The sequence below is a fragment of the Pseudarthrobacter sp. TE9888 genome, assembly GCF_056279345.1.
In genome coordinates this window covers 2,100,502-2,115,326 of the sequence record NZ_JBWBRD010000002.1, presented here as the reverse complement: position 1 = coordinate 2,115,326, position 14,825 = coordinate 2,100,502, and the positions used below count along the sequence as shown (strand labels likewise).

Sequence of the window (14,825 nt, the reverse complement as noted above, 5' to 3'; positions counted from 1 at the left end):
GCCAACATTGCTGTCTGGTCCGGGCAGTGCGGGCGGCCAGGCCGCCGGCGAGAGCCGCAGCTAAGCGTCCGCCGTGGCAAAACGTCCGGTAAGGCCCGCAATAAGCTCCACCACTTGGTCGTCGTTGGCGGCCTGGCCACCCAACAGCGCCAGCACGGCACGCACACGTTCCCTGCCGCCCAGGGTGTCCGCGGCAGCAATGTCCGCAGCCAACGGGTCCTGCAGCGTGCCGCCGTCGCGCACCACCTTGCGGCTGAAGTCCATCCAGGCCGCGATCATGAGTGCCGACGCTTCGCCGGAGCGGCCCTGCTGCCGTTCGGCGAGCAGCACCGGGACCGCGCGCATCCGCAGCTTGGTACTGCCGTCCATGGCAATTTGGGCGAGATGGTGTGCAATGCGCGCATTCCGGAACCGGTCCAGCAACTGCTCCCGGTAGGCAGGAATTTGCAGGTCGGCTCCGCGCGCGGCCGGTCCGGTGAGGTTGGCTTCGGCCTCGTCCCAGAAACGTTCGACGGCGGCCAGGCACACCGGGTCGGCCAGCGCCCCGGCAACCGTCGAGTGGCCCCGCAACTGGCCGGCGTAGGCCAGCAGGGAATGGGCGCCGTTCAGAAGCCAAAGTTTCCGGTTCTCATACGGTTCGATGTCGTCCACGAAGACGGCGCCGGCATCCTCCCAGCGCGGGCGTCCGGCCGGGAAGCCTCCGCTGAGGACCCAGTTGCGGAAGGGCTCCGCCACCACCGGGGAGTTGTCGACGTAGCCGCAGGCATTCCGCACTTCGGCAATGTCGGCCTCGGTGGTCCGCGGCGTAATGCGGTCCACCGACGTGCTGACAAAGCTGATGGTGCCGGCCACCCACGCCGCGAGCCCGGGATCCCAGGCCTCCGCCATACCCACCACCGCGTTGCGCGCCACCGTGCCGTTGTTGGAAAGGTTGTCACAGCAGACGACGGCAAGCGGACCGGCACCGGCGGCACGGCGGGCCTCCAGGGCCCGGACCAGGCGCCCCACCGGGGTGGCCGGCCTTCCGGCGGCACCCGTCCGGAGTTCCTCGAGGTCGGCGACCACGTAAGGGGCCGACTGGTCAAGGGTGCCGTCCGGCCCGAGCCCGTAAGCTGCCTCGGTGATAGTCAGCGTGACGACGGCCGTGGTGGTGGCGGCCACCAGCGCATCCAGGCGTTCGAGGTCGGCGCCGTCCACGGCTTCGACGATGCTGCCAACCACCTCGAAGCTGTCGCCGGAGTCTCCGCGCTCCACGACTGTGTATAGGCCGTCCTGTGCGGAGAGTGCCGTGGCAGCGTCTGGACGCCGCCCGGTAAAGGCCGCAATCCCCCAATCGGCCGCATCATCGGCGTGCTGGGTGTACCAGGCCTGGTGCGAGCGGTGGAAGGCACCGAGCCCCAGGTGGACGATCCGCACGGGCGGCTTCGGCGCCGGGTGCAGGGTGCGCGTCAGCTGCGGGAGGGCTCCGGCCGCACTGCCAGCCGATGAAGTGCCGGCGTCAGTTTGTATGGTCACAGCTTGAAGACCCTCCTGGGTGAAGCGTCGACAAGGTCGACAATGAGCTCGTGGGCACGGTCCTCGCTGACCCGGTGCTCGGCGACCAGACGTGCCAGGAAGGAGGCCTCGATCCGGCGGGAAGCATCGTGCCGGGCAGGGATGGAGCAGAACGCGCGGGTGTCGTCAATAAAGCCTGACGAGCGGGAGAATCCGGCCGTCTCGGTGACGGCGGAGCGGAAGCGCAGCATGGCGTCGGGCGCGTCGAGGAACCACCACGGGGCACCGAGGTAGACGGACGGATAGAACCCGGCCAGCGGTGCGAGTTCACGCGAAAAGACTGTCTCGTCCATGGTGAACAGGACCAGGTGGAAGTCCTTGGCCGTGCCGAAGTCCTGCAGCAGCGGGCGGATGCCTTCGGTGTAGTCCACCGCGAAGGGGATGTCGTGCCCGCTGTCCGCACCGTAGGTGTTGAACGTGCCTTCGTGGTGGTTCCGGAAGGATCCTGGATGGATGGTCATCACCAACCCGTCCTCCACGGACATCCGGGCCATCTGGTACATCATGTGGGCTTCGAAGTCTTCACGGTCCTGCGCCGTGGCGTTGCCTGCACGGGCGACGTCAAACAGCCGGGCGGCCTCGGAATCGCTGAGTTTGAGGGTTCGCGGTGTCCGGACGCCGTGGTCGGCGGAAACGGCACCGTTCTCCACGAAGTAGCGGCGGCGGTTCTCCAATGCGGTGATGTACCCGGCGTAGCCGGAGCCGCCGTCGCCCGCTGCGGCGATGAGGCGCTCCACATTGTCCCGCCACTGCGGGTGGGCGATGTTCAAGTACTGGTCCGGCCGGAACGTGGGCAGGACACGGCCATGGAAGGTCGGATCGGCGGCGATTGCCTGGTGGCTCGAAAGGCTGTCCAGCGGATCATCGGTGGTGGCCAGGACCTCAATGTTGAAATCCTTGAAGAGCTCGCGCGGCCGGAAGCCAGGTTCCTGCAGTCGGGCGGAGATGGCGTCGTAGCTGGCATCGGGATTGTCCGCGCTCGGCTCCTCCTGCAGGCCGAACACGCTCTGGAACTGAGTGCGGAGCCAGTAGCCGGAGGCAGTGCCCTCGAACAGCGGCCATGCCTTGCAGAATTCACGCCAGACGGTGCGGGCATCCGGGACTGCGGCCGGGTCGCCCTGCGCGCCCGTCTGCGGCCGCAGCAGGTCGTGGTCCACCCCGCTGGCGTGGATCAGGCGGGTGACGTAATGGTCGGGGCTGACCAGCAGCGCTGCCGGGTCAGGAAAGGCGGTGTTGTGCTCGATGACGGCGGCGTCAACGTGGCCATGGGGGGAAATGATTGGTAGGTCCTGCACCCGCGCCAGCAGGTCGCGGGCGATGCTCCGCGTTCCGGGGTCAGCGGGCAGGAGCCGGTCGGGGTGGGAGGCAATCGACTGTGACATAGATCAATCGTCCTTGCTCCACAGTAATTTTGTCAACCGGTTGCCAAAAATTGCCAACCGGGTTTCCGGCGGACGTCAGCCGGCCAGGAGCCTGCCGCTGGACCCCCGGAGGACAAGCTCCGTTTCCACCTGCAGTGCAGGGGCAACCTCCTCAGCGCCGTGCAGCGCATCGAGGAGCAGCGTTGCCGCTTCTGCCCCGCAGTCCGCCATGGGGGAACGGATGGTGGTGAGGGCAGGAGTGGTGAAGTCCGCGCCGAAGATGTCGTCGAACCCCACGATGCTGATCTGGTCCGGAACCTGCATTCCGGCAGCCTGGAGTTCCTGCATCAGGCCGATGGCCAAGAGGTCGTTATAGGTCATCACCGCCGTGGCACCGCTGGCCACGACGTCGCGCGCAACCTGCCTGCCGCCGTCGACCGTTGGTTTGGAGGACGGGAGCTGGACGCACTCCAGGTGGGACCATTCGCTGGCAGCCTTGACGCCCTCCCAGCGGCGCGTGGTCATCCAGGACTGGGGCGGCCCGGCAACGTAGGCGAGCTTGCGGTGACCATTGGCCGCGAGGTTCCGCACGGCCTCGCCAATGCCCTTGTTCACGTCCGGGACCACGGACGGCACGCCGTCCACCTGACGGTTGATGACCACCACCGGCTTTTCTTTCGCGAGTTCACGGATGCGCGCGTCTTCCATGCGCGGGCTCGCCAGGATAAGCCCGTCCACGGTGGCCAGCATACGCTTGGCCGCCTTCAGTTCCGTATCCGGGGACTCCGCGGATTCCGCGAGCATCAGTGTGTAGTCACGCGCCGTGGCCGTGGACTCGGCGCCACGGATGATTCCAAAGAACGTGGGGTTGGTGATGTCCGCGACGATCACCGCAAGGGTATTGGTCCGCCCGGTGGGAAGCGCACGCGCAAAGGGATTGACCCGGTACTCGAGCTGGGCGGCGGCGTCCTCGATCAGTTTTTGGGTCTTGGCGCTGACGCGGCCGGGTTTGCTGAGTGCCCGGGAGACCGTGGAAGGATTCACGCCGGCGAGTTTGGCAATGTCGTAGATAGTGGCGCTGGGCTTTCCGCCGCGGACCGCCTTCCGGGCACCGGAGGATGGATCTGCTGGGTCCTGCGTCCTGGGTTCGCTCACTGCCCCATCCTAGCGAGGGAAGGACCGGATGCGGCCAGCGGTTGCCATGGTGTTTGACGCCCGGCAACCCCTGGCCGTTGAGGCCGGTCAGCTCCGCTCGGGGAACTGTCCTTCGGCGGCAATCCGCTTGTTCAGCTCCGCGAGGAACATGTCCTCGTCGAAGTCCAGGCCCACTTCGGTGCCGGTCCAGCTGGAGAGGTGGATGGCATTGGCCAGGCGGACCCCGTTGATGCCGTCCGAACCCGGCGCGAGGAGCGGGGTGCCGTCCAGGATGTTGGCGGCAAAGTTCTCCAGGACGCCTGCGTGCTGGCCGCCCCAGACCGACTCGAACTCGATGACCTCAGTGGTGTAGTACTCCTCGGGGTTCAGCTGGCCCATGAAGAGCTTGCGGACATCGTCCATGCCCATGCCGTCGCTGAGCTCACGTTCGGGCTTGGCCAACCGGGTGACGGTGGCTGTCTTGGAGCCTTCGACCACGATTTTGCCCTGGTCGCCCAGGATCTCGAAGCGGTCGGTGCCGGTGAGGTCGTGGGTGGCTGTGACGAAGACACCCGTGGCGCCGTCGCCGTAGTCCACCACGGCGGTGACTTCATCCTCGACGGCGATGTCCCGGCGGAAGCCGTACGCCACCTTCGCGTAGACGGACTTGGGCACGCCGCAGATCCACTGCCAGAGGTCCAGCTGGTGGGGCGCCTGGTTGACCAGGACACCGCCGCCTTCCCCGCCCCACGTGGCGCGCCATTCACTGGAGTTGTAGTAGCCCTGCGGACGCCACCAGGTGGTGATAATCCAGTTGGTGCGGCGGATGGCGCCGATCTCGCCGTTGTCCACAATTTCCTTGATCCTGCGGTACAGCGGGTTGTTGCGCTGGTTGAACATAATGGCGAAGGAAAGTTCCGGCTTGGACGCCGCGAACCCGTTCAGTTCCTTGACCTGCTTGGTGTAGACGCCTGCCGGCTTTTCCACCAGGGCGTGCACGTTCCGTTGGAGGGCAGCGATGCCCATTTCGGGGTGCAGGTAGTGCGGGACGCACGTGACGACGGCGTCCACGTCGCCGCTTTCCAATAGGGCGATGTAGTCGTCGTGGAAGGGGACGTGCGGGTAGGTTGCCGCGGCGAGTTCCTTCTTGGCGGGGTCGGTGTCGCAGATGGCCCCGATCTCCATGTTCGGCACCAGTCCGTCGGTGATGAACTTGGCGTAGGCACCGCCCTGCTGGCCCAGGCCGATGATGCCCAGGCGTACTTTCTTACTCACTGTGTTTTCCTTCTTCTTTGGTTGAGCTTCTCTGTCCGGTGGTGGAGCTTGCCGAAACCTAGAAAAGGTCCGAGTGTCCCATGGCGACGAGGTTGTCGTAGGAGGTCTGCAGCGCATCCCACACGGTGCGTCCGTAGAGCTCGTCCTGTTCCACCAGAAGGTACTGGGCACCGGCAGCCTGGGCGGCGGGAACGATGGATGGGAAGTCCAGGTTGCCTTCGCCCACTTCGGCGAACTGGACCACGTTCCTGAACTCGGCCATGAAGCCTTGGATGTCGCCGCTTTCGAGCAGCCCGAAGGAGGATTCCGGCATTGCTCCGATGCGGTAGTCCTTCAGGTGCACCATGGCGGTGCGGCCGGCGTACTTTTCCAGCGTCCGTACGGGGTCCAGCCCACCGCGCTGCACCCAGTGGACGTCGATTTCCATACCCATGGCCGGGGAGTTGTCCGCGATGATGTCCAGCATGTACTTGCCGTCGAACTTCGCGAACTCCACGTGGTGGTTGTGGTAGTACAGGCTGATTCCGTGCTCCTGAAGGCGTTCGGCGTAGCCGTTGGCTTCCTTGGCGAATTCGACCACGGCGTCGAGTGATTTCATGGCCGGGAACGGCAGCATGCCGATCCGCAGCAGGGACGAGTCCAGCCGCTTGGCGTCGTCCACTATCTTGTCGAAGTCATCGCGCAGGGAGTCCCCGGGCCGCCCCTTCGGCTTTTCAACCATGACGGACAAGGCGGCGATATCCATGCCCAGTTCGCTGCGTGACCTGTCCAGTTCGGCCACGTTGTCAGGTGTCATGGGGATCTGCGAGATTTCCACCGCGTTGTATCCGATCGCGCTGACCTTGCGCAGGGTCTCAAATGCTCCGGTGTCAGCGAAGCTGTCCTTGAGCATCATGGCTTGTACGCCGATTTTGGCCACGTCATTCCTCCGTTTTTCGTTTGGTAAGCCTGCAACCCCTCCCGCCTAGGCGAGGGCGGCCGCCTGTTCGTTCTGCTGCCGCTGCTGTCCGAGCAGGCGGTGGCGGTCTGCGCGCCGCTTCTCCTGTCGGTCGGGGTCCGGCACGGGCGAGGCAAGGAGCAGCCGCTGGGTGTAAGGGTGCTCGGGATTACGGGTGACCACGCCGGCCGGGCCCTGTTCGACAATTTCCCCCCTGTACATGACCGCCACGCGGTGGCTGATGTGCCGGACCACGTCCAGGTCATGCGAGACGAAGAGGTAAGAGACCCCGGTATCGCGCTGTATCTGCAGGAAAAGGTCGAGCACCACGGCCTGCGTGGACAGGTCAAGGGCGCTGACGGGTTCATCGCAGACGATCAGTTTGGGCGAGAGGGCCAGGGCGCGGGCGATGGCCACGCGCTGCCGCTGGCCGCCGCTGAACTCGCGCGGCAGCCGGCTGATGGCGTCCGCCGGAAGCCCCACCTGGTCCAGCAGTTCCCGGACCCTCGTCCTGGCGTCCGCGGCGGACTTTCCCTGGACGGTCAGGGGCTCGGCGAGGATGTCGCCGATCTCCAGTGCCGGGTTCAGTGACGTGTAGGGATCCTGGAAAACCACCTGGAGGTCGCGGCTGAGCTTCCGACGCCCGGAGCGGGTGGCGTGGCGGATGTCATTTCCCTCGAACAGGATCTTGCCTGCCGTGACGGGGGCCAGGCCCAGGATGGCGCGGCCCAGCGTGGTCTTGCCTGAACCGGATTCCCCCACCAGGCCAAGGGTCTCACCCTGGCCAATGCTGATATTGATGTCCGTCAGGGCGCGGAAGGTCCGGGCCCGGAAGCCCTTGCCCCGGTATTCCACGTTGAGGTTTTCCACCCGCAACAGGTCGTTGAAATCGGTGCCGGTCATTTGACGGCCTCCTTGGCGTGCGAGGGCACGAGCATGGTCATGGGTTCCTTGCCTTCGAGCATGGAGGAGAGCAGCATCCGGGTGTAAGGATCCTTGGGTTCGCGAAGGATGGTGCGGACCGCCCCTTCCTCCACGAGCCGGCCGTTCTGCATGACCACCACGCGGTCGCAAAGGTCGGCGACGACGCCGAAGTTGTGGGTCACCAGGATGACGCCGACGTTGAGCCTGCGCTGCAGGTCGCGGATCAGGTCCAGGACATCGGCCTGCACGGTGACGTCCAGGGCGGTGGTGGGCTCGTCCGCGATGATCAGGTCCGGTTCGCAGCTGATGGCGCCGGCGATGAGGACGCGCTGGGCCATGCCGCCGGAAACTTCGTGGGGGTAGGCCCGGAACGTGCGGTCCGGGTTGGCGATGCCCACGTCGGAGAGCAGCTTCATGGCGCGTCTGGTCGCGTCCGCCTTGGAGATGCCCAGCACCCGCACCATTGGGGTCACCAACTGGTAGCCGATGGTGAACGCCGGGTCCAGGTTGGACATGGGCTCCTGCGGAATGTAGGAGATGCGCTTTCCGCGCAGCTTGCCGAGCCGTTCCTGGCTGACCTTTTCGTCGCCTGGGGCCACCGTGTAGTTGCCGTCAAACTGGATGGAACCGGCCACGATCCGTGCCGTGGCCGGCAGCAGTCCCAGGATGGAGAAGGCGGTTTGCGATTTGCCCGAGCCGGACTCTCCCACGATGCCCAGGATTTCGCCGCGGTCCACGTGGAAGGAGACGTCGTCCACTACTTTCTTGATGGATCCATCGGCCTGCGGGTAGCCAACGCCAAGGTTGGTGACCTTGACCAGGTGGTGTTCGGTTCCGCTTTCGACGGCGGCCACGGCGTTCCGTGGCTGGCGCACCTTGGCGGGGGCCGGCGTCGTGCCCGCGGGCGTGGACGCCGCGGCCGCACGTTTGCGTTGACGGATCTTGTCGCCGTCTTCAAGGGCATCACGGATGGCGTTGCCGAGCAGGACCAGCGCGCCCACGGCCAGGCCGATGGCGAGTGCCGGCCAGAGCAGGAGCGTGGGGGTCAGGTAGACGTTCTTGAATCCTTCGCTGAGCATGACGCCCCAGGTGGCCACCGTCGGATCGCCGAGGCCCAGGAACTCCAGGCCGGACTGGACGCCGATGGCCACGCCGCACACCATTGCGGTCTGGATGATGATCGGCGCCCGAACCACGGAGAAGATGTGGCGGCTGATGATGCTGCCATCGCTGAGGCCCGCCACCCGGGCGGCATCCACGTAAAGCTCGTTGCGGACGGACTGCACGGACGTCCGGGTCAGGCGGAAGTAGCCGGGGCTGAGGAGGATGCCAAAGGCCACCATGGAGATCCACACGGATGGACCGAAGGCGGCCCGGACCGTCAGGAGGACGATTATGCCGGGAAGGCTCATGAGGATGTTGACGAACCACCCTGCGACTCCGTCGAACTTCCCGCCGTAATATCCGGCGATCAGGCCGCTGGGAAGGCCGATGCCGATGGCGACGGCGGCGCACAGAAGCGCCGAAAGCAGAGTGGTCCGTGCCCCGAACAGGAGCCTGCTCCACACATCGCGGCCCACGCTGTCCGTGCCCAGCAGGTGGTGGCCGTCCGGCGCAGCCAGAGTGGCGGCGATGTCTGCGAAGTTTTCGTCGAACGGCGCCACGATGTCCGCCAGGACTGCCATGGCAACCAGGACGGCCAGGATGACCAGGGCTGCCAGGCCCATCGGGTTCCGCAGGACCTTGTGCACCGCATGGGAACGGACAACGACGCCGGTCTGGCCGGTGAGCTCGACAGGCTGGCTCATGAAACACGCACCTTGGGGTTCAGCCAGCCGTTGATGAGGTCCACCAGCAGGTTGACGATGATGACGATGATGACGGTGTAGAGGACCACGCCCATGACTAGGGGGATATCACCCATGGTGGTCGACTGCACGGCGAGGTTGCCCATGCCGGGCAGCGCGAAGATCTGTTCGATGATGACTACGCCGCCAAGCATGCCGATGAACTGCAGGCTCAGGACAGTCAGCCCCGTGGGGGCGGCGCTGCGCAGGACGTGTTTGAAGAGGATCTCGCGTTCTGGGATGCCCCTGCTGCGGAGGGTGCGGACGTAGTCCTTCTCAAGCTGTTTGATGACGGCACTGCGGACCTGCTGCGCCCCGCCTGTGACGCCGTTGATGACCAATGCCACCGCCGGAAGGGTCAGGGATGCGGCCCACGCCGATGCGCCGGCGTCCGGGGCGATGCTGGAGGTGGCAGGGAAGAACTTGAGCTGGATCGCGAACAAGGTCACCAGGATGATCGCCAGGACGAAGCCGGGGATGGCGTCGCCCACGATGGCCGCAGTCTGGACGGCCCGGTCAATCCATCCGCGCTTGACGGCCGCGGCCATGCCCAGCACGGTCGCCAGAGCCGCGATGACGAGGATCGCCACCACCACAAGGGTCAGGGTGATGGGGAGCCTGTTGGCGATTGCGGTGGCAACGGGTTCGCCCGTGAACCAAGACCGCCCAAAGTCACGGGAAATGGCGTGACCGCCCCAGCCGAAAAAGCGTACAAGCAGCGGCTGGTCCAGGCCAAGCTCCGCTTCCTTGGCGGCCACTTGTTCCTGGCTGGCGTACTCCCCCAGGATGTTGCGGGCGATATTACTGCTGGAAAAATACAGCAGTAAGTAGGTCAGGAAGGAAATGGCGCACAGGACCGCAAGGCCGGCGCCGATCTTCCGGATGATGAACTGAACCATGAAGCGCTCCGTTGGGCGTTGGTTGTGTAGAGGCAGGATGGCGTGCGGGGCCGGGAGTGCCGGCCCCGCACCGTTGGACTACTTCGCCGGAGCGTAGTTGTAGATGGACGGGACAGCCTGCTGCAGCTGCGGCTGAACCGCGATCTTCTTGTTGGAGTAGTACATCTGGTTCAGGCGGAACATCGGTGCGAACCAGGCGTTTTCGGTGACGTAGGTGTTGACCTTCTTGGCCAGCTCAGAGCTGTTCTTGCCACCCAGGTGCACTTCCTCCACCAGCGCCGCGATCTCCGGGTTGGTGGTCTTGAACGGGTTGTACAGCGCTGAGGTGGAGATCATCTGGTTGATGGCCACCCATGGCTCCCCCTGGTACAGCTGGAAGGTGGCTGCGGCGTATTTGCCTGCCGCCATGTCGCCTACGTAGTTAGCCTGCGGGATCGACTCGAGCTGGAGCTTGATGCCCACGTCGGCGAGCTGCTGGGAGTAGACGGCGTTGAGCGCCTCGAAACCTGCCATGGTGGGGATCTTTATGGTGAAGCCATTCGGGTAGCCGGCCTCCGCCAGGAGCTGCTTAGCCTTGGCCGGGTCGTAGGAGTACCTGTTGTCCAGGTCCTGCACGAAAGCTCCGCTGTCAGGACCGAAGACCTGGCTGGTGGGTGTTCCCTGGCCCAGGAACTGCTGGTCCAGGATGGTCTTCTTGTCGAAGGCGTAGTTGATGGCCTGGCGGACCTTGACGTTGGCGAGCTCCGGGTTGATCTTGCCGTCGCGGTCGTACAGGAGGATGCCGTGCCAGTCCACCTCGCTCTTGGTCAGCACCAAGCCGGCGCCTTCGGCCTGCTTGCCGGTCTTGGGGTCGAGCAGGGCAGCATCGATCTGGCCGGATACCAGGGCGTTGGTGCGGGCAGTGATGTCCGGGAGGTTCTTGATGGTGATCTTTTCGAACTTCTGCAGGTCCTTGTTCCAGTAGTCAGGGTTCTTCTTGTAGACGTACTGGGAACCTTTAACGCTGCTGGCGGAGTCAAGGATGTAGGGGCCGCTGCCCACCGGGTCCGTCTTGATGCCAGGCGTTCCAATGGCTTTGGGGCTGGCGATGAAGCCGGCAGCCTGGGTGAGGTAGTACTCGAAGGCGGGATCAGGGGTGCTGAGTGTGATGGCCACAGTACTGGGGTCCACCACGGCCACGGAAGCCATGGACGCCACCTGGTAGGCGTCCCGGCCCTTCGCCTGCTGGAAGTGGTCCAGGTTCGCCTTGACGGCGGCGGCGTCAACCGGGGTACCGTCGGTGAATTTCGCGTCGGTGCGGAGCTTCAGCGTCAGGACGGTGTTGTCTGCGTTCCACGACGTGCTGGCGGCAAGCATTGGGCTGACCTTGCCATCCGGTTCGCGGACCAGCAGCGTGTCATACACGGCCTGGTAGTAGGGCATGGTGTGGCCGATGTGCGCGTCCACCGGGTCGAATGAGGGCAGGTCCCCGAGTTCGGCGATGGTCAGCGACGTGGCGGCAGCGCCACCGTTTCCGGAGGCGGCGGAACCGCCGCCACCGCAGCCGGACAGCGCCAGTGATGCGCTGAGGATAATGGCGGCTCCTGCCGCCTTGGGACCGAACTTCATCGTTGGCTCCTTGAATGAGGGGAGTGGTGCTGTGGGATGGAACCTGTGGCGTGGGCCACATTGGCTTGTGGCACCCAGCGTACGCAGGGTTGCCAAAGTTGGCAACCGGTTGTCAGAAATGTTGCAATTTGGTCAGTCTTTTGCCGTCAGCCCACGGCTTTGACAGCCTGGGGATAGCTCTGCCGGTAGATTTCCTTGATGATGCCGAGCGACTTGGCGGCCTCGGCAGGGCTGATCCAGAAGGGTTCGGCCTCGTCCAGCCGGCCATAGAAATCAGCAATCAACAATTCGTGGGAGACGCCCCAGTAGTCGCGGCCCCCGGAGGCGCTCCGCCGCTCGGGGACCATTTCCACGGTCCCGTCGGCGTAAGTGACCGTCAGGTCACCCCTAAGGCTCAGGACCGCCTTTTCCGTGACCACCTCGAGGGTCACCGGGGCGTTGTAGGCATTGGCCAAGGTGGCGTAGAACGTGCTGCGGGCGCCAGTGGCGTGCTCCGCCACGAACTCGGCAGTGTCCTCCACCTCGATGGTCCCACCCAGGAAGCGCGTGGACGCATTCCCGCTGACCGCGGTGACCTCCCCCACCAGCCACTGCAGGAGGTCAACGGTGTGGATTGCCTGGTTCATCAGGAGCCCCCCGCCACCGCCTTCCCAGGTGCCGCGCCATGGCCTGCTCCGGTAGTAGTCTGCGGTGCGCTGCCACATGACGGTTGCCGAGGCACCCGTGACCGCCCCCAGCTCCCCCGATGCGAGGAGCTTATGCATTGCCTGCGAGGTGGCGTTGTAGCGGTTCTGGAAACAGACGGCGATCTTTGCCGTGCCGGCTTCCGCGGCGGCAACCAGCCTGCGCCCTTCGGCAAGGGTGCGGGCCAGCGGCTTCTCCACGATGACGTTGACGCCGCGCTCCAGGCAATCCGACGCTATGGATGCATGCTCGCTGTGCGGCGTGCAGATGTGGACCACGTCCGGCCGGACTTCTTCGATCAGGCTGAGGTGGTCTGCGAACCCCGGGACACCAAAGGTGCCCACGGCCGCCGCAAGCCGCTGGGGGTCCGCGTCGCACACTCCGGCCAGCGCAGCGCCGTCGAGCTTTGCGATCGCCTCGAAATGGACGGAGGACACGTCGCCACAGCCGATGACAGCTGCCTTCAGCGTCACGGGAAGACCACTCCGTGCTTTGCTGCCAATGCGGCGAACGCACGGGCCGCGATGCCAAATGCGACGGGCCCGGAGAAACCGCCCAGCTCGTGGGCGCTGGCGAGGTGCGGTTCGAGGGATGCGAATCCCTTGAACCCGTCCGCCTTCAGCGCTGCAACGGTTGCGTCCAGTTCGCCATCGCCATGGCCGGAAGGGACCACTTCACCAGTGCTGGACAAGGCGTCCTTGACCTGGAAGTACTCGAGGTAGGGCCGCAGCATGGCATAGCCCTCCGTGAACGGCTTGACCCCCACCTGCACGAAGTTTGCGTTGTCCCAGGCCACGCGCAGCGCCGGGGAGTCCACAGTCTGCACGAGGTCCAGGACGCGCTCGGGAGTGTCGCCGTAGATGCCCTTTTCGTTTTCATGGAGGAGGACGACGCCGGCGGCCTCGGCTTCGGCGGCAAGCGCGGCCATGCGGGCCATGACGTCGTCGCGTATATCGTCGGCCGTTTGGCCGTCGGCACGGTAGAAGGAGAAGATGCGGACATATTTGGTGTCCAGGCCCTTGGCCACGGAGATGATTTGCCGCAGCCGTTCCACCTCATGGCCCACCGGCAGGCTGATGTCCACCTTGCCGATGGGGCTGGCTACAGCCGATACCTTCAGGCCCTTGCTGTCCAGGATGCCTTTGAGGTCCCGCACCTGGTCTTCGGAAAGCTCCGAGACGTTGACTCCCCAGGCGCTCCGCACCTCGATATGGCTGGCGCCCAAGGCAAGCAGCACGGCCGCCTGCACGGCCGGATCGGGATCTATTTCGTCACCGAATCCGGACAGGGTCCAGGTTGCTGGTTCACTCACGGTTCTCCTCCAATGCTGGGCATGCCTGGTCCATCCCTGCTGGGGGCTGGGCATGCAGTGGCTGGTGTCACATGTCCCTGAGCCACACTAGCGGCGCTGCAACCATCTGACAACCGGTTGCCATTTGGGGCTTTCCATGACATCCTTGGGCTTTCAGCGCCGCGTGTCCGGAGTCACATCCGACCATGCCAGTACGTTCAGAGAGGAACGCCATGGCACTGCCGCCAGCCTCTGTGGGCCGCCCGGCCACAATCCACGACATTGCTGCCCTGTGCGGCGTGGCCCCCTCAACCGTCTCCAGGGCCCTGTCCACACCGGACCGGGTGAATATCCGCACCCGCGAGCGGATCCAGAGCGCCGCCGCCGAGCTCAACTACGTCCCCAACAGCCAAGCCAAGGCGCTGAGCTCGGGCCGGACAGCGGCGGTGGGCGTCCTTGTTCCGGACATCACCAATCCGTTCTACTTCGACCTCATCCGCGGAACGCAGCTCCAGCTCAAGGCCGCGGGTTACACCCAGCTCCTGGTGGACACGGAGGAATCCGACGAAGTGGAAGCCAGCGCCATCCAGCAGTTGCGGAAGAGCGCAGACGGGCTGATCGTGGGAGCCTCCCGCCTTGGGGACGATGCACTCCTGGCGACTTCCGCGGCCATGCCGGTGGTGGCGATAAACCGCGACATGCCGGGGGTGCCCGCCGTGATTATCGATACTCCCGGCGCAATGGGTCAGGCGTTGGACCATCTGGTCTCGCTGGGCCACACAAGGGTTGCCTATGTCTCCGGGCCGGTCTCCTCGCAGTCGAATGCCCGCCGGTGGGACGCACTGTCCGTGGCCGGGAAAGACCGTGGCGTCCAGGTGGTGAAGCTGGGCCCATTTGCGCCCAAGACCCAGTCCGGTGCCGCCGCCGCGGATACGGCCGTGCACAGCGGGGCCACGGCCTGCATTGTGTTCAACGACCTGATTGCCATCGGGATGCTGCAGCGGCTCCGGGAGCGCGGGGTCCGGGTACCGGAGGACATGAGCATCGTGGGCTGCGATGACATCTTCGGCGCCGACTTCTGCAATCCTCCCCTGACCACCATGTCTTCCCCCATTGAGCAGGCCGGACGGACCGCCGTCACCATGCTCCTGGCCCAACTGGATCCGTTGCGTGCTGCCGGCACCCGAAGCCGGTCCGTGATGCCTACCCACTTGACGGTCCGCAGCTCCACCGCCCAAGCCCCGGCTTCATCGGTTGCTCCGTAGCTGTCGTTTTCCGGCGGCAAAAGGACAAGTACGGAGCAGTCGACGG

Annotated in this window: 12 protein-coding genes; 1 reads left to right on the top strand and 11 read right to left on the bottom strand. The window is 65.3% G+C overall.

Annotated features, from left to right (window positions below):
• Positions 1-60: 60 nt before the first annotated feature.
• From ACZ9J7_RS10560 to ACZ9J7_RS10510, 11 genes are all read right to left on the bottom strand, one after another.
• Positions 61-1,515, bottom strand: a complete 1,455-nt coding sequence (locus ACZ9J7_RS10560) for a mannitol dehydrogenase family protein (RefSeq protein ID WP_476209213.1) — start codon at positions 1,513-1,515, stop codon at positions 61-63.
• Positions 1,512-2,936 (bottom strand): glucuronate isomerase, encoded by a 1,425-nt coding sequence (gene uxaC, locus ACZ9J7_RS10555; protein ID WP_476209211.1) that lies wholly within the window; start codon positions 2,934-2,936, stop codon positions 1,512-1,514. Before uxaC ends, ACZ9J7_RS10560 begins: the two co-directional genes overlap by 4 nt.
• 75 nt (positions 2,937-3,011) lie before the next feature.
• Positions 3,012-4,070 (bottom strand): LacI family DNA-binding transcriptional regulator, encoded by a 1,059-nt coding sequence (locus ACZ9J7_RS10550; RefSeq protein ID WP_476209209.1) that lies wholly within the window; start codon positions 4,068-4,070, stop codon positions 3,012-3,014.
• 87 nt (positions 4,071-4,157) lie between these two features.
• The gene (locus ACZ9J7_RS10545) at positions 4,158-5,324 is read right to left on the bottom strand and encodes a Gfo/Idh/MocA family protein (RefSeq protein WP_476209207.1); all 1,167 of its coding nucleotides are present in this window, start codon (positions 5,322-5,324) and stop codon (positions 4,158-4,160) included.
• Between the two features lie 58 nt (positions 5,325-5,382).
• Positions 5,383-6,243, bottom strand: a complete 861-nt coding sequence (locus tag ACZ9J7_RS10540; RefSeq protein ID WP_476209205.1) for a sugar phosphate isomerase/epimerase family protein — start codon at positions 6,241-6,243, stop codon at positions 5,383-5,385.
• A 45-nt stretch (positions 6,244-6,288) separates the two neighbouring features.
• A complete protein-coding gene (locus tag ACZ9J7_RS10535) occupies positions 6,289-7,164 on the bottom strand; it encodes an ATP-binding cassette domain-containing protein (RefSeq protein ID WP_476209203.1) in 876 nt (291 codons plus the stop codon).
• The gene (locus ACZ9J7_RS10530) at positions 7,161-8,993 is read right to left on the bottom strand and encodes a dipeptide/oligopeptide/nickel ABC transporter permease/ATP-binding protein (RefSeq protein ID WP_476209201.1); all 1,833 of its coding nucleotides are present in this window, start codon (positions 8,991-8,993) and stop codon (positions 7,161-7,163) included. The genes ACZ9J7_RS10535 and ACZ9J7_RS10530 overlap by 4 nt, the downstream gene beginning before the upstream one ends.
• Positions 8,990-9,931: an ABC transporter permease gene (locus ACZ9J7_RS10525; RefSeq protein WP_476209199.1), complete on the bottom strand. Its 942-nt coding sequence runs from the start codon at positions 9,929-9,931 to the stop codon at positions 8,990-8,992. Before ACZ9J7_RS10525 ends, ACZ9J7_RS10530 begins: the two co-directional genes overlap by 4 nt.
• A gap of 78 nt (positions 9,932-10,009) precedes the next feature.
• Positions 10,010-11,539 carry an ABC transporter substrate-binding protein gene (locus ACZ9J7_RS10520; RefSeq protein ID WP_476209198.1) on the bottom strand — a complete coding sequence of 510 codons (1,530 nt, stop codon included), beginning with the start codon at positions 11,537-11,539 and terminating at the stop codon, positions 10,010-10,012.
• 146 nt (positions 11,540-11,685) lie between these two features.
• Positions 11,686-12,696 carry a Gfo/Idh/MocA family protein gene (locus ACZ9J7_RS10515; RefSeq protein ID WP_476209197.1) on the bottom strand — a complete coding sequence of 337 codons (1,011 nt, stop codon included), beginning with the start codon at positions 12,694-12,696 and terminating at the stop codon, positions 11,686-11,688.
• A complete protein-coding gene (locus tag ACZ9J7_RS10510) occupies positions 12,693-13,535 on the bottom strand; it encodes a sugar phosphate isomerase/epimerase family protein (RefSeq protein WP_476209196.1) in 843 nt (280 codons plus the stop codon). Before ACZ9J7_RS10510 ends, ACZ9J7_RS10515 begins: the two co-directional genes overlap by 4 nt.
• A 212-nt stretch (positions 13,536-13,747) precedes the next feature.
• Here ACZ9J7_RS10510 and ACZ9J7_RS10505 point away from each other — a divergent pair, with 212 nt between their 5' ends.
• Entirely contained in the window at positions 13,748-14,779 is a 1,032-nt protein-coding gene (locus ACZ9J7_RS10505) for a LacI family DNA-binding transcriptional regulator (protein ID WP_476209195.1), read from the top strand.
• The last annotated feature ends 46 nt before the right edge of the window (positions 14,780-14,825 follow it).